This window comes from Cycloclasticus sp. (assembly GCF_019090545.1).
Classification (GTDB): domain Bacteria; phylum Pseudomonadota; class Gammaproteobacteria; order Methylococcales; family Cycloclasticaceae; genus Cycloclasticus; species Cycloclasticus pugetii.
On the sequence record NZ_JAHRVT010000008.1, the window covers coordinates 109,633 to 126,379 of the forward strand.

The following is a 16,747-nucleotide window of genomic DNA, read 5'->3' on the forward strand; positions in this document are numbered from 1 at the left end:
AGCTGTGTTATAAAGAGATTTTGAATCTTCTTGGCTTTTGAGAAAATGTATGGGTTGTGTTAATCATTTTATTTTGCTTATTTTGTTGCTGGTTGCTATACCAGTAATACAGGCCGACCTGTACAAAAAAGTCGATAAAAACGGCCATGTTTATTTTACAGATAACCCCGTCGGGGGCGGTTTTAAGCTTATTATGCGGACGCCTAAAAAAGGCACGATTGAGTATAAAAACTTTCAGCGTAATCGTCGTCAATTGACACCACTGATTAAGCAGCAAGCTAGGCAATATAAGGTCGACCCTGCGTTGGTGATGGCTATTATTCATGCTGAATCAGCTTATGATAGAAAGGCTGTCTCAAGAGCTGGAGCCGTAGGCTTGATGCAATTAATGCCTGGAACGGCAAAACGATATGGAGTCAGTAACCGTACTGATGCAGCGCAAAACATTCGTGGCGGTGTTCAGTATTTAAGGTATTTATTAGAACTGTTTAAATTTAATATTAAACTAACCCTAGCTGCTTATAATGCAGGTGAATCAGCTGTTTTGAAATATGGAAATAAGGTGCCACCTTATCCGGAAACAGAACAGTATGTAAAAAAAGTAGTGACTTATTACCAAGATTATTTAAATGGCCATAAGGTGCTTTAACTATTAAGACTTTCTAAAGGAGAAATATGCGTTTATTACATACCATGCTTCGTGTCGCAGATTTAGACCGTTCTATTGAATTTTATACAGAGGTGTTAGGGATGACGCTATTGAGGCGCAAGGAGTTTCCTGAGGGCCGTTTTACCTTAGCGTTTGTCGGGTATCAGCCTGAAAGTGCCGGTACAGTTATAGAGCTAACGCATAACTGGGATAAAGGTGCCTATGACCTAGGGGATGCGTTTGGGCATATTGCCATACAAGTTGCTGATGTCTATGAAGCATGTGAGCTAATTCGTCAAAAAGGCGGGGTGGTAACACGCGAAGCAGGGCCGATGAAGGGAACAGACAGTATTTTAGCGTTTGTTAAAGACCCTGATGGCTATTCGATAGAGTTGCTGGCCTGACTATTAAAGTATTTTAACGCCCATTGTTGTTAACATATTAGTCAGCTTGATTAAAGGCAGCCCGATAAGTGCATTGGGGTCCTCACCTTCAATGCGATCAAATAAAGCGATGCCTAGGCCTTCTGATTTAAAAGCAGCCGCGCAGCCATATGGTTTGTCTCTGAGTACATAGTTTTCTATTTCCCCAAGAGATAGGGTTTTCATATGCACTCTACAGATGTCTGTTTCGGTGATGCTCTCGTGAGTTTTAGAGTTTAGAAGCGTTAAGCTGGTATAAAAGACAATGGTTTTCCCTGATGAGCGTGTTAGCTGTTGTACGGCCTTGTTAAATTCGCCGGGCTTAGTAAGTTGCTGATCCCCAAGCATGGCGACTTGGTCAGAGCCAATAATGAGGTGGTTAGGAAAGTCTGGCGTCAACGCGGTCGCTTTTTCAAACGCGAGACGCTTTGAAAGTTCAATAGGGCTTTCGTTGGCTTTAAACGATTCATCAATATTCGGTGAGGCGGTTTCAAAGTTAGGATAAATTTTTTTTAGCAGCGTTTTACGAAAAGGTGAGCTAGAAGCTAATACTAATGTCGGATGATTTTTCATATAATATAGTTAATTTGAATTAAGATCATTTTACCTAATATGACCAAGACATTGCAGATAGAAGTTGACCCATCGTTGTGCGCCAGTCAAGAACGAAACATTACAGGCGAACTGCCTTACGATGAATTACAGCAAATACAGGCTGATATTGATCCGTCTAGTTCTTCAATAAGGGCAGATTTAACATTTTCAAAAGTCGGAAAATTTGTTGTTTTAACAGGTCGGATTTCAGCAGATCTCGTGTTACAATGCGCCGCTTGTTTAGAATTGACTGATTTTCCGGTCAATATAGATGTGAAATTGGCGATTATTAATGATGAGGCTAGAGCATCATTAATACCAGATGATTATGAGCCTTACTTGTATGAAGGTGAGCGCTTGCTGATCAGCGATGTCGTTGAGGCAGAAGTGGTGTTAGTGCTTCCATCCATAGCAAGGCACGAAGTGTGTCCGGTTGAGTTGCCTAAAAGTAGCGCAAGCAAAGATTATGGGCTTGAAACGGAAAAAAAGAAGAATCCGTTTGAGGTTTTAGAAAAGTTAAAGTTGAATTAGACAGAAGATTTAGCGTCTACTCAAGAAATAATGTCCAATGGACAAAAACTAATGTCAGCAAAATAAATGTGTTTTGTTGTGGAAAGACTTATGGCTTAAAAGCGATAAGGGTTATTAATTCTCTGGAGAATTTGAGATGGCAGTACAAAAAAGTAAAAAATCACGTTCAAGACGTGGTATGCGTCGTTCACACGATGCGTTGACAGCGAAAACATTATCAACCGAGCCTACAACTGGTGAAGTTCATTTGCGTCATCATGTGAGTGCAGATGGTTTTTACCGCGGCGAACAAGTTGTCGCTGATAAAGATTAATAAGGTTTTTGTTTTAACGTATCTTCGGGCCGTTCAGCTTCGTGTTGTTAGGTAAGGCATTAGTTAATGTTTAATGCGAAAATAACCGGTACAGGTAGTTATTTGCCTGAAAAAGTTGTTACTAATAAAGATTTTGAATCAATATTAGAGACGACTGACGAGTGGATTTATTCCAGAACGGGGATAAAGCAAAGACACGTTATCGATGAAAAAGAGTCTGTCTCTAGTATGGCTGAGATTGCGTCTAATAACGCACTTGAAGCAGCGGGGTTAGATGCCTCTGAAATCGATCTTATTATTGTTGCTACCAGTTCATCTGATAGGGTTTTTCCTAGTACGGCGTGTATTTTACAGAATAGGCTGGGCGCAAACGGTGGGGCAGCTTTTGACGTTCAGGCGGCTTGTTCAGGGTTTATTTATGCCTTGGGCATTGCAACCCAATTTATAAAAGCTGGGGGCGCAAAAAAAGCACTGGTTGTCGGTTCAGAAGCGAATTCAAGGATTCTCGACTATTCAGATAGAAGCTCGTGTGTGATCTTCGGTGATGGTGCGGGCGCAGTTGTGGTAGAAGCATCAGAAGAGCCCGGTATCTTATCAACGCATATGAACGCCGACGGTCAATATCAAGATCTGCTGTATGTGAACAATCCAATCAAAGACCAAAAACAAGAAGGTGATCAGGCTTTCATGACGATGCACGGCAATGATGTGTATAAAGTCGCGGTTAAAACATTAAGCCGTGTTGTGGATGAAACACTTGAAGCCAACAACATGGATAAATCAGATGTTGACTGGTTAATACCGCACCAAGCTAATATAAGAATCATTTCCTCGGTTGCAAAAAAGCTGAATATGCCGATGGAAAAGGTTGTTCTCACGATAGAAAATCAAGCCAACACGTCTGCTGCTTCAGTGCCTCTTGCATTAGATCAAGCAGTTAGAGATGGGCGAATTAAAAAAGGTGAAATAGTCTTGATGGAAGCCTTTGGTGGTGGTTTTGTCTGGGGTTCTGCTCTTGTAAAAATGTAAGTCTTCAGTAAATTCAAATCATTTAATACATTATGTCATCAAACAAAATAGCCATTGTTTTTCCAGGTCAGGGGTCCCAAGCTGTCGGTATGCTAGGTGATCTGTCTGCTCACTATAATCAAATCAAAGAAACCTTCGATGAGGCATCACAAGCATTAGGCCGTGATTTATGGGCGTTAGCCCAAAATGGGCCTGTTGAAGAGTTGAACCAAACACAAAATACACAACCTTTGATACTAACAGCAAGTGTTGCCATGTGGCGCGTGCTCCAATCTACAGCGGAAGTTACTCCCTCGTTTATGGCTGGCCATAGCTTGGGTGAATATACAGCGCTTGTTTGTGCGGGAAGTTTGGACTTTGTTGATGCAGTTAAATTGGTTGAGCAACGTGCGATGTTTATGCAGCAAGCCGTCCCTGAAGGTGAGGGAGCGATGGCTGCAATATTAGGTCTTGAAGTAGCTGACTTAGTAAATATTTGTAATCAAGCGGCTGAGGGAGAAACTGTTTCGGCTGTTAATTTTAATGCACCTGGTCAGGTTGTTATTGCAGGTAATACGAACGCAGTTAATAGAGCAATAGAGTTGGCGAAAGAACAGGGCGCAAAAAGAGCGTTGCCGTTACCAGTCAGTGTACCTTCACATTGTGCGTTGATGGCTCCAGCTGCTGAAAAGTTAATGGCTGTATTGGGCGGAGTTAGGTTTTCAATACCAACCATTTCAGTCATACACAATACGGATGTAGCGCAACATAACGATGCATCTGATATTAAGCAGGCTCTGATGAAACAATTACACACGCCGGTACGCTGGGTTGAGACAGTTGAGATGTTAACTGATGCCGGAATAGATACCATTATTGAGTGTGGTCCAGGTAAAGTGCTAAGTGGATTAAATAAAAGAATTAATAAATCATTAGCACTTTACTCGTTAGGTGATGAGCGCTCATTTAATAAAACGATAGAGGCATTATGATGAATAATAAACCAATTGCATTGGTTACTGGAGCAAGTCGTGGGATAGGTAAAGCCATTGCGCAACAGCTGGTCGCTGATGGTTTTTATGTTGTTGGAACGGCCACTTCTGATAACGGCGCGGCGGCTATATCAGATTATCTATCTGATTCAGGTAAAGGAATGACGTTAGATGTTACCGACACAGATTCAATTCAGTCGGTCTTGAAAGACATTACATCTACCGTGGGTGCGCCTACAGTGTTGGTGAATAATGCTGGGATTACCAGAGATAATCTTATGCTCAGAATGAAAGATGATGAGTGGGATGATATTATTTCAACCAATCTAAGTTCAATATTCCGCGTTAGTAAAGGTTGTTTGCGCGGTATGATGAAAAATAAAAAAGGGCGGATTGTTAGTATTGCCTCAGTTATTGGTGTAACCGGTAATGCTGGGCAAGCAAATTATGCAGCTGCTAAGGCAGGGATTATCGGGTTTAGTAAATCGTTAGCGAGAGAAGTTGGCTCAAGAAATATCACAGTCAATACGGTGGCTCCAGGCTTTATTGACACAGATATGACAAAAGCCTTACCAGATGAGCAAAAAGCTTCATTATTGGAAGGGGTTCCTCTTGGGCGTCTTGGTGATGCAAAAGAGATAGCAAATGCTGTTTCCTTCTTATGTTCTGATAAAGCGGCTTACATTACAGGGGAAACTTTACATGTTAATGGTGGCATGTATATGGGGTAATGAATAATTGATCGTAAGTTTTTAGTAGTAGTCCTTGGTTTGATATATAGAATTGTTTAAACTTTTTTAATTTAGCAATATAATAAGAAGACCACAAATTTAGCAATATAATATGAACACCACAAATTAAATTTGTGGTTCCAAAAATACAGAGGGAATAGAAAAATGAGTAATATTGAAGAGCGCGTCAAAAAAATCGTTGCAGAACAACTTGGTGTGAAGGAAGAAGAAGTAACAAACGAAGCATCATTCATCGATGACTTAGGTGCAGATTCATTGGATACGGTTGAGTTAGTGATGGCTCTTGAAGAAGAGTTTGATTGTGAGATTCCTGATGAACAAGCTGAAGGTATCACAACTGTTCAACAAGCAATTGACTACGTTAATAATAACGCAGAATAAATCAATTTCTTTTTATCAAGCACGGCTTACTTTATCGTAAGCCGTGCTTGTTTTATGTTAGAGAGTTCATATTGTGTCTAAACGTCGAGTAGTAGTTACAGGGTTGGGTTTGTTGTCACCAGTTGGTGGTAATGTTGCAGATTCTTGGGAAAATATTTTAAATGGTCAAAGTGGTATTGCCCCGATAACTCGGTTTGATACAACTGATTTTCCATCAAATTTTGGTGGAGCCGTTAAAGATTTCGATGTAAATGACTATCTTTCTCGTAAGGATTCAAAAAAAATGGATCCATTTATTCATTACGGTGTTGCGGCTGGAATCCAAGCTTTAGATGATTCTGGTCTTGAGGTGACGGATGAAAATGCTGAAAGAATCGGCGTAGCCATTGGTGCAGGTATTGGTGGTATTTCAGGCATTGAAGCTGGTTTTGAAGGCTTTCAAAAAGGTGGGCCAAGAAAGATTTCACCGTTTTTTGTGCCATCAAACATCATCAATATGATCTCAGGAAACCTTTCAATTTTACGTGGATTGAAAGGGCCAAATTTCGCAATTGTAACGGCATGCACAACAGGTGCGCATAATATTGGCGATGCAATGCGCATTATTCAATACGGTGATGCTGATGTGATGGTGGCTGGTGGGGCAGAAATGGCCACGTCAGTGACGTCTTATGGTGGGTTTTCTTCTGCGCGTGCCTTGTCACGTAGGAATGATTCACCCGAAACAGCGAGTCGTCCTTGGGACAAAGACCGTGATGGCTTTGTTTTAAGTGATGGTGCCGGTGTTTTGGTGCTTGAAGAATATGAGCATGCTAAAAAACGCGGTGCACAAATTTATGCAGAATTAGCCGGCTATGGAATGAGCTCCGATGCATTTCATATGACCATGCCATCAAAGAATGGTGATGGCGCATACCGTTGCATGCGAAATGCTTTAAAAGACGCTTCGTTAGATGCAGAACAAGTCAGTTATATCAATGCTCACGGTACCTCGACACCTGCTGGGGATGTTGCTGAAACGCACGCAGCTAAAACTTTATTAGGTGATAATGCTTATAAAGTACCGATGAGTTCAACCAAGTCCATGACTGGTCATATGCTAGGAGCAGCTGGTGGCGCAGAGGCAGTATTTTCTGTTTTAGCGTTGCGTGATCAAGTGGCGCCACCGACCATTAATCAATTTACGCCTGATCCTGATTGTGATTTAGATTATGTGCCAAATGAAGCACGTCAAATGGAAATGAATGTTGTTGTGTCAAATTCATTTGGGTTTGGTGGTACTAACGGCACGCTCGTCTTTAAACGACTTTAGCTTATACCCTGCCAGGTGACACTGGATATAAAAGACTGTGGCGATTACCTTAAAATCGAAATTGCTTCAGATTTCGACCTATTAGATTGCCATGCGGCGAATCCTCAGCGCTATCCATTTTTATTAGAAAGTAATGATGCAAGTCATTCAGCCAATGCTTTCGATATATTGTTCGGTTTTCCTGGCGAAAAAATTGAATCATCAAGCATAAAAAATAATCAATTTTTCGCTAAGTTTGATCATGCTTTTGAACGAGAGAAAGTACCAAGTAAGGCTGACAAACTTCCTTTTACGGGGGGCTGGTTTGTCTTTTTAAGTTATGAACTTATTGGTGTTATTGAAGAAAAACTTTCCGATCTGCAAGTAGATAAAAGCTTACCGGTGGTGAGTGCTGTAAGAATCCCTTTAGCCATCATAAGAAGCCATCAGGATAACCGTTGCTGGATTGTGTGCGAAAAGGGACATGATGCTTTAATTAAACAAGTATTGGTTGATCTAGAGACCCTGGAAAAGAGTGGATTTAACTATCCAACAGTCAAGTTAAAAGAAGACCCGTCGAACGCCTTTTTAGCGGGTGTAAAAAAGATTAAGTCATATCTAATTGAAGGAGATACCTTACAGGTTAATCTTTCTAGGCAATGGGCCGGTGAGTTTGCTGGTCAGAGTGATTATTTAGATGTTTATCGTTCACTAAGGGTACATAACCCTTCACCTTTTGCTGGGTTGGCTTGTTTCGGCGAGACGGTTATTTGTTCATCATCTCCGGAGCGTTTAATTAGTTGTGTTGACGATGTTGTGCAAATGCGACCTATCGCAGGCACAAGGCCCAGAGATAAAGATGAACTGTTAGACAATAGTTTTGCGCAAGAGTTACTTTTTAATGCAAAAGAAAGCGCAGAACATATTATGTTGATTGACCTCATTCGTAATGATCTTGGGCGAATTTGTACAACCGGTACGGTAAAGGTTGATGAGAAAATGAGCTTGGAATCTTATGCAGAAGTGCATCATATAGTCTCAAACGTCACTGGTAAATTGGTCTCGGGCATGTCGCCCTCAAACGTGATTAAAGCAGTTTTCCCGGGCGGTACAATAACGGGTTGTCCTAAAGTTCGTTGTATGGAGATCATTAATGAACTAGAAAAAACGCCAAGGGGTGCCTATACCGGGTCGATGGGCTACATTAATCGTAATGGCAACTTAGACCTAAACATATTAATAAGAACCTTTACCATTAATGATAGGCAGTTAATATTGAGGACAGGGGCAGGAATCGTGGCGGATTCAATTGCAGAAAAAGAACTTGAAGAAACACGACATAAAGCCAAAGCTTTATTACAAGCGTTGAATATTAGTAATGGATAAGACCCTAATTAATGGTCAATATGGTGACTCAATTAATGCTTCAGACAGGGGCTTACAATATGGTGACGGCCTGTTTGAAACCATTCTAGTGGAGTTTGGTTGCCCTTGTTATCTTGAAGAACACTTGCAGCGCTTACAAAAAGGTTGCGAAGTGCTGGGTTTTCCACCTCTTAATAAGGATATTTTAGAAAGAGAAATCTTTCAGCTCATCGAGACAAATCAATGTGGGGTTATAAAATTATTGATTTCAAGAGGTGTCGGTAAAAGAGGTTTTTTGCCGCCAAAAAACCCTAACGTAACACGGCTAGTGTCTTTTTCTGCAACTAAGGCAACGGTTAAAAATCCACTGCTTAGTTTAGACCTTGTTTTATGTCATACTCAGCTAAGCCGCCAACCCTTATTGGCTGGGCTTAAACACTTGAATCAATTAGAACGAGTGTTAGCACGTAGTGAATTTGGCGATACTATTTCAACCGAAGGTTTAATGCTCGATGTTGATGGCGTAGTGATTGAAGGAACAATGAGTAATATTTTTATTGTTAGCAAGGGTGTTTTAATGACGCCTACATTAGAAAATGCGGGAGTTAGAGGAATCATTCGTGATTACTTAATAGCTCAAGCGACTCAAGAAGGAATGGATTGTAGAGAGATGGAGCTGTCTGTGGAGAACGTAATAGATGCAGATGAGGTTTTTATGACAAATAGTTTAATGCCTATACGAGCTATTAAACAACTTAGAATTGATGACAAAGCCTTTATTAAAGAGGCGGGTCCGTATGCACACTGGGCGTTAGATAGCGTACTGGCTGCTATTCAGCATCAAGTCGATCAACACGCGGGAAAAAACTAATGCGGCGCTTATTAGCAATAACAATTATTGTTTGTAGTTTATTATTTGGTTGGTTTTGGATGATGTACAACTATGCAATGAATGAATCGTCTATTTCTAACGAGATGGGCTCTGTTGTTGTGAACATTGAAAAAGGTCAAAACCTAAATCAAATTATTTCAACGCTGGATAAGAAAGGCGTGGTAGATGGGCCTTGGTTTAAATGGCATGTACGGTTTGAAGGAGCTGCCAATAAAATACAAGCAGGTGAGTACGAATTTTCTCCAGGGTTGACACCGGTGCAAATATTGAATTTTCTAGTCAAAGGCAAGGTTAATCAATATGCTATTTCAATTATTGAAGGCCAAACGTTTAAGGAAGTTTTAAGGGACATTAGAGAGCATCCAGCGATTAAAAAAACACTGCCTGAACAAGCGAGTATCAGTCAGTATTTAACGTTATTGAAGATTCCGGAAAAACATTTAGAGGGGATGCTATTACCCGAAACATATTTTTTTACTAAAAATACATCTGATGTAGATATTCTTCGTCGTGCATACCGTTCGATGCAGGTTTTCGTTAATTCAGCATGGCCTAAAAGAGATGTAAGAACAGTGATACCAAACGTTTATGATGCACTGATTCTAGCATCTATTGTAGAGAAGGAAACGGGGGCTGCTCACGAACGAAAGCAGATAGCGGGTGTTTTTATCCGTAGACTTGAAATAGGTATGAAACTACAAACAGACCCAACTGTTATTTACGGTATGGGAGATGGGTATGACGGTGATATAAGGTATAGAGATTTACGTAAGGACACACCCTATAACACATATACACGTTATGGGCTTCCACCGACACCAATAGCAATGCCTGGTAAGGCGGCGATCGACGCAGTTCTACACCCAGAAGACACTAAAAACTTATATTTTGTATCGAATGGTGATGGCACGCATATATTTTCTGAAACGTTGAAGCAACATAATGCAGCGGTTAACAAATACCAACGGAAGCAATAATAATGAAAGTGGGAAAGTTTTTAACCCTTGAAGGCGTTGAAGGTGTTGGTAAAACAACAAATCTGGAGTTCATTGCTAACTATATAAAATTAGCCGGGCAAGAGGTTGTTACAACGAGAGAGCCTGGTGGCACAAAAATAGCCGAAAAAATTCGAGGCTTGTTATTAGACCAGGATGATGAGTCATTATGTGATGAGTCTGAGCTTCTCTTAATGTTTGCGGCACGGGCTCAACACATTAAAAACGTCATTATGCCGGCCTTAGAATCTGGCAAGTGGGTTGTGTGTGATCGTTTTACGGACGCTACGTATGCGTATCAAGGGGGCGGGCGTCATTTTAAAGTTGCTGATATTAGCTGGCTAGAACAATTTGTTCAAAAGGGCTTGTTGCCCGACCTTACCATTTTGTTAGACTTGTCGGTGGATATTGGCTTACAACGAGCGGCGAATAGAAGTGATCCAGACCGTTTTGAATCTGAAAAAAAAGTATTTTTTGAAAATGTTCGGCAAGTATATTTGGATAGAGCAAAGGCAGAACCTAAACGCTTTGGTGTTGTTGATGCCTCTGACCCTTTGCAACAAGTACAGAAAAATATAGCCGTTTACTTAGACAAAATATTGCTAGATGAGTAATCAATTACAAGCTGTTTACCCTTGGTTACAAAACTATTGGGGGCCATTATCTCGTTACTTAAAGCAAGACCGCTTACCCAGTGCTTTGATGCTAGTTGGCAACGAAGGGTTAGGGGTGTCATCGTTGGCTATCGCGTTTGCCCATCGAGCTGTTTGTTCTTCATCTCTTGATGAGCCGTTTGCTTGCGGTTTATGTGAAGCGTGTTTATTGTTTAAAGCTGATAATTACCCAGACTTCTTTCATGTAATACCTGAAGAGGGCAAAACGAGTATTAAAATTGAACCCATCCGGCAGTTAATGTCATCATTAGCATTAAGCAATCAATATACTAAACCAAGAATTGTTGTTATTGACCCAGCCGATGCGATGTCTCATTCAGCGGCTAATAGTTTACTGAAAACCTTAGAGGAACCTAGCGAAAATACCTGCCTGGTTTTGATAGTGAATCAACTGTCGAAAGTACCCGCAACAATAAGAAGTCGTTGTCAGCTTATAACCGTTAAGGGTATTGAGCTGACTGAGGCAAAGGATTGGTTAGTTGGTTTGGGCTGTAAGGAGCCAGAACAATATTTGAGTTTAGCTAACAACGCGCCTCTTTATGCTAAAGAATTATGGCAAAAAGAGGCCTTGAAGATCAGAAAGCTGTTACTGAATAACTTTATAGAGCTTTTGAAAGGGCGTTTAGATCCAGTCCTATTTGCTGAAAAATGTATTAGCCTAAAAGGCTTGCCTGTTTTAAAATGGCTGATGTCGTGGCTATCTGATGCAATCAAGTGCGCTCATGGTGCCTTAGATAATCAGCTAATGAACCCTGACCTGAGAGCTGACTTGAAAGTTTTTATAGAAACGCTACACTTAAAAGGAATGCATACTTTGTTAGAGCAGTTAAATTATTTAACATCGTTAGAGTCTAATCAAGTTAACCAACAGTTAATGCTAGAAGAGTTCGCGATACAAAGTTATTCACTAACACGTAAATAAAGGCTAGTTAAATGACCCCTACAGGAAAAGAGTCTCGCCAAGGAATTTTATCTTTAACGATTAAAGATAAAAATGCATTGTATGCGGCGTTTATGGATTATGTTGAGGGGGGCGGTTTGTTTATCCCAACCCATAAGAAATATAGCTTAGGTGATGAAGTATTTATGTTGTTGAGTCTAATGGGCGAGGCAGAAAGAATTCCGGTTGCTGGGCGAATTATTTGGATAACCCCAGTGGGCGCAGAAGGCTCCAGATCGAACGGTGTTGGTGTTCAATTTAATGAACAAGATGGTGGTGCAGCGCGAGCAAAAATAGAAACATATTTGGCAGGAACCTCTGCAACTGGGCGACCTACACACACCATGTAATGTTACTTGATGAATGTTCTTGAAACGGCCTTTAAGGCCGTTTTTTATTTATAGAGGATAATACCTATGTTTATAGATTCACATTGCCACCTAGATCGTGTTGATCTAAGCCCTTTCTCAAATAGTCTTAGTGAATATTTAGAAGCTACGAAAGCTGATTCATTAGAGCATATGTTATGTGTGTCAATTAATTGGGAAGATTACCCTGCAATGCGAGATTTGGTGAACGGTTTTGCAAATATTTCTACATCGGTCGGTGTGCACCCTAATGAGATGGATGGCCATGATCCAAGTGTTGATGAATTAGTGGATATTGCCTTGAAAGATCAGGTTGTGGCCATTGGTGAAACCGGCTTAGATTATTCTAGAATTGAAAAAGAGACTGAGGTACTTACCCAGCAGCAACGTTTTCGTCATCACATCTGGGCGGCAAAGAAAATTGATAAGCCGATTATCATCCATACCCGTGATGCAAAGCAGGACACAATTAGAATTATGCAGGAAGAATCTGCTGGTGAGTGTGCTGGTGTTTTGCATTGTTTTACTGAAGATTGGGAGATGGCAAAACAAGCACTGGACTTAGGGTTTTATATCTCATTCTCAGGCATTGTTACATTTAAAAATGCTAAGCAAGTTCAAGAAGTGGCAAAAAAAGTGCCCAATGACCGTTTTTTAATAGAAACAGACTCTCCCTATTTGGCGCCTGTTCCGATGCGAGGAAAGCCAAATTACCCTAATTACGTAAAATATGTGGCAGAAAAAATGGCAGAATTAAGAGGTTTATCCTTAGACGCCACAGCACAAATGAGTGCTAAAAACTATTCTACTTTGTTTGATCGTTAATCTAGCGAGGCTTTGCGCCACCTTAAGAAATTAGGAAGAGGGTAGAAGTGCTTGGATCTTATTTAACAGCATTATTTTTTCGGTTAGCGTGTTGTTTGTGTCATTTAGTTCGTTATTAATGTCGCTTAATTGCTTTTGTAAAACTGAAATTTCTTCCCTTGCGGATTTGAGGTTTTCATCAGCCATGGTTTTATAAGCCTCATTAAATTTTTTCTGATAACTGGATAATAATTCACTTAACAGGTCGTCAAAGCTTTGCTGGCTAAAATTGTTTGAGCTGACTAAACTTTCAAGGTGCTCAAGAACATCATATAGCGGCTTCTTAAATTCGCGTTGGAAACATGAACTAAGTTGCTGATTGAGATAGTGTAAGTCGTCTTCATTTCCGCTGAACTGAGCAAATAATTTTAAGCTGCTCGATTCAAAACTATTAAGACTTTCCGCGTGTTTTTCAAAATATACTTGCTCAAGTGTTGTGACGATTTCTCGCAGTTCGTCTTTAGGAAAAGAGCGTTGTTCAAGGTAATTGTATAGTTCTCGGATAGATGACGAAGAGGGTGCTTGATCTGCTTGAGTCGTGGGCTCTTCGGGTACTTGTGGTTGAAACTGGGTAAGTTGCTCTAAAAAAGCGGCTGAATCTTCTTCTGTTACATCACCCGTTGATAATTGGGCAATGCAAAAATCGGCGGCTTGTTTAAAGCTAAGCGGTGTTTTTACACTAGCAGGCGGTGTGACAGTATTAGGTAAAGTGTCTTCTTTAAACGTAACGACTGGTGTTTCAGAAGGTGTTTGAGCACGTGAGTCAATGCCATCTTGCTGGCGCCAAAACTCACTGAATGAGTCGACAGTTTGTTCAGCAACCTCTTTGTCTAATTCTTGAGCCAATTTTTTAAAGCAGCCACTTGCATTAGAGTCTGGACTTAACAATACAGCAGGGCATTGAAGCCTGATGGATGAAATCATGGTTTCATCTACTTGAATATAGCCCAGGTAGTTAATGTCAACATCAATATATTTTTTTACAGCCGACTCAAAACGTTTATAGATTGCTTGGCTATTCTCGGCATCTAAAGCCATATTCACGAGAATATATGAAGTTCGATTATAGTTTGAGCGTTTTAAAACTTTAAGTAATGAAAAGGAGTCGGTTAAAGAAGTGGGTTCGGGGGTAATAATAATAATTGAAAACTGTGAGGCTCTAATAAAATCAAGAACATCATCCCCAATGCCCGCAGCCGTATCTATAATGAGATAATCAAAATCTTGTTGGAGTTTATCTAAAGCCGCTAATAAGATCAGTTTTTGCTCATTTGTTAATTGCGCATATTCAGCAATTCCGGTCGCGCCGGGAACAACTTTTAAGCCGCGTGGCCCATCAATAATAATTTCTTTTAAGTTTTTTTCGCCGTTTAAAAGATGTTGTAAGGTATACGTTGGTTGAATACCTAATAGAATATTAATGTTGGCCAAACTAGCATCAGCATCAAATACACACACTTTTTTGTCTAACGCGGTAAGAGAAAGCGCTAGATTAGTGGCCGTGCTAGACTTACCAACGCCCCCTTTACCACTGGTGACTGTGATAACTTTTGCTTTTGGCTGGCTCATACTGTTTATACTTGTGTTAGTGTAAGCTAATTCCATTTGATCAATCGCTAGTCCGTTAGTGTAAAACGTTAAGTTAAAGTAACTTTGATTTTATCAAAATACCTTCCCAATAAGTTAAAAATTTATAATCTATAAAATGAAAACAAACCTAACATCATTTTCTCATGGTATTGGTAGCTTTATTGCGGGCTTCCACTTAATCCGCCAGCCAGGATTAAGGCGTTTCGTTATTATTCCCTTATTGATTAATGTGGTGCTCTTTAGTGTGGCAAGTTGGCTGCTGTGGCACTATTTATCAACAATGGTCGATTCTATGTTGCCAAGTTGGTTATCTTGGTTAGCGTGGTTGATTTTGCCTATCTTTATGACCAGTATTTTAGCGATTGTTTATTATTGCTTTACCTTGGTTGCTAACATTATTGCGGCACCTTTTTATGGCCAGTTATCCAAAGGCGTAGAAGCGCATCTAAAGGGGCAGCCTTATGTTGAAGTAGATGCTGACACGTTTCTTAAAGAAGTGTTTCAGATGTTAGGGTTGGAATTACGTAAGATCACATACTATTTACTTCGTGCGGTTCCACTGTTAATACTGTCGGTGATACCTGGCATTAATGTAATTAGCCTGCCGCTATGGTTATTATTTAGTGCTTGGTTTTTAACATTTGAATATGCAGGCTATTCATTTGAAAACCACAAGATTTTATTTAATGATCAAAAACGTATGCTAAACAGATCTCGTGTCAACACGATGACGTTTGGCAGTATAAGTTTGTTGGCAACCACTATTCCTGTCATCAATTTGTTTGCACCTGCAGTAGCAGTAGCAGGTGCCACTAAACTATTTTATGAACGAGGAGAGTTAGGCTAATTCGGCATTAAATACATTATTTTCAATCGAAGTCAGCTTGCAAGGAATGATTTGGTTACTGAGTTTTTCAGGCTCTGTGCTAGTGATTTTAACGCGTAAATAATTTGGGCTATAACCGAATAATGTGCTGACACCGTCAGTCTCAACTTGGTGGCTATCCTCCCATAAAACATTAACAGTGTGACCGACTAGTTTATCCATTTGGGCGCGTTTTGCTGATGCCGCAAGGGTATGAAGAGCTTGGCTTCTGCTTTTTTTGATCTGCGTACTAATTTGGTTTGGCATAGAGGCTGCTTTGGTGCCTTCTCTAGTTGAGTAGGTAAAAATATGTAAGTCACCGAATTGCATTTCTTGGACAAAATCTAGCGTTTGTTGCCACTCGTCATCAGTTTCACCGGGAAACCCAACAATGATGTCGGAGGTGATATTGATGTTCGGCATTATTTTACGTGCTTCTAATACAAGCGCACGAAACTCACTTGTTTTACAGCGCCGAGACATTCTTTTAAGTACCGTGTCTGAGCCGCTTTGTATTGGTAAATGCATATGTGGCATTAACCTTGGGTTTTTAAATAATTCAAGAAAGCCTTGCGGTAAATCCCATGGTTCTAAAGAACCCATACGGATTCTTGGAATACTTGTTTGTTGTAATAAGGCTGTTACTAAATTGTATAGATTACTACCTGTATCACTACCATAACCACCTAGGTGTACGCCTGTAATAACAATCTCTGAAATGCCTTGTTGGTGGAGGGTGTTGGCTTCGGCGACGATACTGTCAATAGATTTGCTTTTTTCATCACCTCTGGCAATGGTGACGATGCAGAAACTACAACGGTATCGGCAGCCATCTTGCACTTTGATAAAGGCTCGTTGGCGTCCCCTAGAAAATAACGCAACCTCATTAGGCTCAGTTGCAATGCTCGGCATTGTTTCTTCACTTAGTTCATTAAGTGTTAAGGTGACTAATTGGTCTTTTTGTTGGTTATTAACGAGTAGATCAACGCCATCTAAGGCAACAGTTTCTTGCTCATTTAAGGTGGCATAACAACCGCTCACAACAAGTTTTGCCCTCGGGTTTTTTTGATGTGTTTTTCGCACAAGTTGGCGAGATTTTCTTACGGCTCCTTGCGTGACCGCACAGGTGTTGAGTACCAAAATATCGGCCTCAGTTTCTTGATTAACAAGCTGGTGCCCTTCGGCAACAAAATCATTTGCCCAAGATTCTATTTCAGCTTCGTTTAATCGGCAGCCTAATGTTTTAAGGTGAACGCGCATT

20 protein-coding genes are annotated in these 16,747 nt (G+C 40.4%); 17 read left to right on the forward strand and 3 right to left on the reverse strand.

All coding sequences use genetic code 11. The annotated features are described in order from the left end of the window. Positions 1-49: 49 nt before the first annotated feature. On the forward strand, positions 50-649 hold the full coding sequence (locus KUG63_RS01855; protein WP_015006184.1) for a transglycosylase SLT domain-containing protein: 600 nt from the start codon (positions 50-52) through the stop codon (positions 647-649). A gap of 26 nt (positions 650-675) precedes the next feature. Continuing rightward, positions 676-1,053: a lactoylglutathione lyase gene (gene gloA / locus KUG63_RS01860; protein ID WP_015006183.1), complete on the forward strand. Its 378-nt coding sequence runs from the start codon at positions 676-678 to the stop codon at positions 1,051-1,053. A gap of 3 nt (positions 1,054-1,056) precedes the next feature. On the opposite strand, the gene KUG63_RS01865 is transcribed toward gloA, so the two are convergent. Then, positions 1,057-1,644 carry a Maf family protein gene (locus KUG63_RS01865; protein WP_015006182.1) on the reverse strand — a complete coding sequence of 196 codons (588 nt, stop codon included), beginning with the start codon at positions 1,642-1,644 and terminating at the stop codon, positions 1,057-1,059. 39 nt (positions 1,645-1,683) lie between these two features. Here KUG63_RS01865 and KUG63_RS01870 point away from each other — a divergent pair, with 39 nt between their 5' ends. The 14 genes from KUG63_RS01870 (at position 1,684) to KUG63_RS01935 (ending at position 12,992) form a co-directional block, all read left to right on the forward strand. Next, positions 1,684-2,196 (forward strand): YceD family protein, encoded by a 513-nt coding sequence (locus KUG63_RS01870; protein ID WP_015006181.1) that lies wholly within the window; start codon positions 1,684-1,686, stop codon positions 2,194-2,196. Positions 2,197-2,332: 136 nt separating this feature from the next. After that, complete coding sequence (rpmF, locus tag KUG63_RS01875; RefSeq protein WP_015006180.1) at positions 2,333-2,509, forward strand: 50S ribosomal protein L32; 177 nt, start codon at positions 2,333-2,335, stop codon at positions 2,507-2,509. A 66-nt stretch (positions 2,510-2,575) separates the two neighbouring features. After that, a complete protein-coding gene (locus tag KUG63_RS01880) occupies positions 2,576-3,538 on the forward strand; it encodes a beta-ketoacyl-ACP synthase III (RefSeq protein ID WP_015006179.1) in 963 nt (320 codons plus the stop codon). Between the two features lie 32 nt (positions 3,539-3,570). Then, positions 3,571-4,509 (forward strand): ACP S-malonyltransferase, encoded by a 939-nt coding sequence (gene fabD, locus KUG63_RS01885; protein ID WP_016390108.1) that lies wholly within the window; start codon positions 3,571-3,573, stop codon positions 4,507-4,509. After that, positions 4,506-5,240: a 3-oxoacyl-ACP reductase FabG gene (gene fabG, locus KUG63_RS01890; RefSeq protein WP_020932350.1), complete on the forward strand. Its 735-nt coding sequence runs from the start codon at positions 4,506-4,508 to the stop codon at positions 5,238-5,240. Before fabD ends, fabG begins: the two co-directional genes overlap by 4 nt. A gap of 165 nt (positions 5,241-5,405) precedes the next feature. Beyond that, complete coding sequence (gene acpP / locus KUG63_RS01895) at positions 5,406-5,642, forward strand: acyl carrier protein (RefSeq protein ID WP_015006176.1); 237 nt, start codon at positions 5,406-5,408, stop codon at positions 5,640-5,642. A gap of 73 nt (positions 5,643-5,715) precedes the next feature. Continuing rightward, positions 5,716-6,954 (forward strand): beta-ketoacyl-ACP synthase II, encoded by a 1,239-nt coding sequence (gene fabF, locus KUG63_RS01900; RefSeq protein ID WP_015006175.1) that lies wholly within the window; start codon positions 5,716-5,718, stop codon positions 6,952-6,954. 15 nt (positions 6,955-6,969) lie between these two features. After that, positions 6,970-8,319: an aminodeoxychorismate synthase component I gene (locus KUG63_RS01905; RefSeq protein ID WP_020162336.1), complete on the forward strand. Its 1,350-nt coding sequence runs from the start codon at positions 6,970-6,972 to the stop codon at positions 8,317-8,319. Then, complete coding sequence (gene pabC / locus KUG63_RS01910) at positions 8,312-9,169, forward strand: aminodeoxychorismate lyase (RefSeq protein WP_073022904.1); 858 nt, start codon at positions 8,312-8,314, stop codon at positions 9,167-9,169. Before KUG63_RS01905 ends, pabC begins: the two co-directional genes overlap by 8 nt. Next, on the forward strand, positions 9,169-10,167 hold the full coding sequence (gene mltG / locus KUG63_RS01915; RefSeq protein ID WP_277642265.1) for an endolytic transglycosylase MltG: 999 nt from the start codon (positions 9,169-9,171) through the stop codon (positions 10,165-10,167). The genes pabC and mltG overlap by 1 nt, the downstream gene beginning before the upstream one ends. Positions 10,168-10,169: 2 nt before the next feature. After that, the gene (gene tmk / locus KUG63_RS01920; RefSeq protein WP_277642264.1) at positions 10,170-10,799 is read left to right on the forward strand and encodes a dTMP kinase; all 630 of its coding nucleotides are present in this window, start codon (positions 10,170-10,172) and stop codon (positions 10,797-10,799) included. Continuing rightward, complete coding sequence (locus KUG63_RS01925; protein WP_277642263.1) at positions 10,792-11,781, forward strand: DNA polymerase III subunit delta' C-terminal domain-containing protein; 990 nt, start codon at positions 10,792-10,794, stop codon at positions 11,779-11,781. Before tmk ends, KUG63_RS01925 begins: the two co-directional genes overlap by 8 nt. Positions 11,782-11,792: 11 nt before the next feature. After that, positions 11,793-12,149 (forward strand): PilZ domain-containing protein, encoded by a 357-nt coding sequence (locus tag KUG63_RS01930; protein ID WP_015006169.1) that lies wholly within the window; start codon positions 11,793-11,795, stop codon positions 12,147-12,149. Between the two features lie 66 nt (positions 12,150-12,215). Then, positions 12,216-12,992, forward strand: a complete 777-nt coding sequence (locus KUG63_RS01935; protein ID WP_277642262.1) for a TatD family hydrolase — start codon at positions 12,216-12,218, stop codon at positions 12,990-12,992. A 30-nt stretch (positions 12,993-13,022) separates the two neighbouring features. On the opposite strand, the gene KUG63_RS01940 is transcribed toward KUG63_RS01935, so the two are convergent. Next, complete coding sequence (locus KUG63_RS01940; RefSeq protein ID WP_020932354.1) at positions 13,023-14,600, reverse strand: MinD/ParA family protein; 1,578 nt, start codon at positions 14,598-14,600, stop codon at positions 13,023-13,025. Between the two features lie 136 nt (positions 14,601-14,736). Between KUG63_RS01940 and cysZ the strand changes: the two genes are divergently transcribed. Next, positions 14,737-15,468: a sulfate transporter CysZ gene (gene cysZ / locus KUG63_RS01945; RefSeq protein WP_020932355.1), complete on the forward strand. Its 732-nt coding sequence runs from the start codon at positions 14,737-14,739 to the stop codon at positions 15,466-15,468. Here cysZ and mtaB read toward each other — a convergent pair. Continuing rightward, positions 15,460-16,746, reverse strand: a complete 1,287-nt coding sequence (gene mtaB / locus KUG63_RS01950; protein ID WP_277642261.1) for a tRNA (N(6)-L-threonylcarbamoyladenosine(37)-C(2))-methylthiotransferase MtaB — start codon at positions 16,744-16,746, stop codon at positions 15,460-15,462. The genes cysZ and mtaB overlap by 9 nt on opposite strands. Position 16,747: the final 1 nt, after the last annotated feature.

Excerpts from the sequence above, each read along its gene's own strand:
- KUG63_RS01855 (WP_015006184.1), top strand. The coding sequence starts at position 50 with ATGGGTTGTGTTAATCATTTTATTTTGCTTATTTTGTTGCTGGTTGCT.
- gloA (WP_015006183.1), top strand. The coding sequence starts at position 676 with ATGCGTTTATTACATACCATGCTTCGTGTCGCAGATTTAGACCGTTCT.
- KUG63_RS01865 (WP_015006182.1), bottom strand. The coding sequence starts at position 1,644 with ATGAAAAATCATCCGACATTAGTATTAGCTTCTAGCTCACCTTTTCGT.
- KUG63_RS01870 (WP_015006181.1), top strand. The coding sequence starts at position 1,684 with ATGACCAAGACATTGCAGATAGAAGTTGACCCATCGTTGTGCGCCAGT.
- rpmF (WP_015006180.1), top strand. The coding sequence starts at position 2,333 with ATGGCAGTACAAAAAAGTAAAAAATCACGTTCAAGACGTGGTATGCGT.
- KUG63_RS01880 (WP_015006179.1), top strand. The coding sequence starts at position 2,576 with ATGTTTAATGCGAAAATAACCGGTACAGGTAGTTATTTGCCTGAAAAA.
- fabD (WP_016390108.1), top strand. The coding sequence starts at position 3,571 with ATGTCATCAAACAAAATAGCCATTGTTTTTCCAGGTCAGGGGTCCCAA.
- fabG (WP_020932350.1), top strand. The coding sequence starts at position 4,506 with ATGATGAATAATAAACCAATTGCATTGGTTACTGGAGCAAGTCGTGGG.
- acpP (WP_015006176.1), top strand. The coding sequence starts at position 5,406 with ATGAGTAATATTGAAGAGCGCGTCAAAAAAATCGTTGCAGAACAACTT.
- pabC (WP_073022904.1), top strand. The coding sequence starts at position 8,312 with ATGGATAAGACCCTAATTAATGGTCAATATGGTGACTCAATTAATGCT.
- mltG (WP_277642265.1), top strand. The coding sequence starts at position 9,169 with ATGCGGCGCTTATTAGCAATAACAATTATTGTTTGTAGTTTATTATTT.
- tmk (WP_277642264.1), top strand. The coding sequence starts at position 10,170 with ATGAAAGTGGGAAAGTTTTTAACCCTTGAAGGCGTTGAAGGTGTTGGT.
- KUG63_RS01925 (WP_277642263.1), top strand. The coding sequence starts at position 10,792 with ATGAGTAATCAATTACAAGCTGTTTACCCTTGGTTACAAAACTATTGG.
- KUG63_RS01930 (WP_015006169.1), top strand. The coding sequence starts at position 11,793 with ATGACCCCTACAGGAAAAGAGTCTCGCCAAGGAATTTTATCTTTAACG.
- KUG63_RS01935 (WP_277642262.1), top strand. The coding sequence starts at position 12,216 with ATGTTTATAGATTCACATTGCCACCTAGATCGTGTTGATCTAAGCCCT.
- KUG63_RS01940 (WP_020932354.1), bottom strand. The coding sequence starts at position 14,600 with ATGAGCCAGCCAAAAGCAAAAGTTATCACAGTCACCAGTGGTAAAGGG.
- cysZ (WP_020932355.1), top strand. The coding sequence starts at position 14,737 with ATGAAAACAAACCTAACATCATTTTCTCATGGTATTGGTAGCTTTATT.
- mtaB (WP_277642261.1), bottom strand. The coding sequence starts at position 16,746 with ATGCGCGTTCACCTTAAAACATTAGGCTGCCGATTAAACGAAGCTGAA.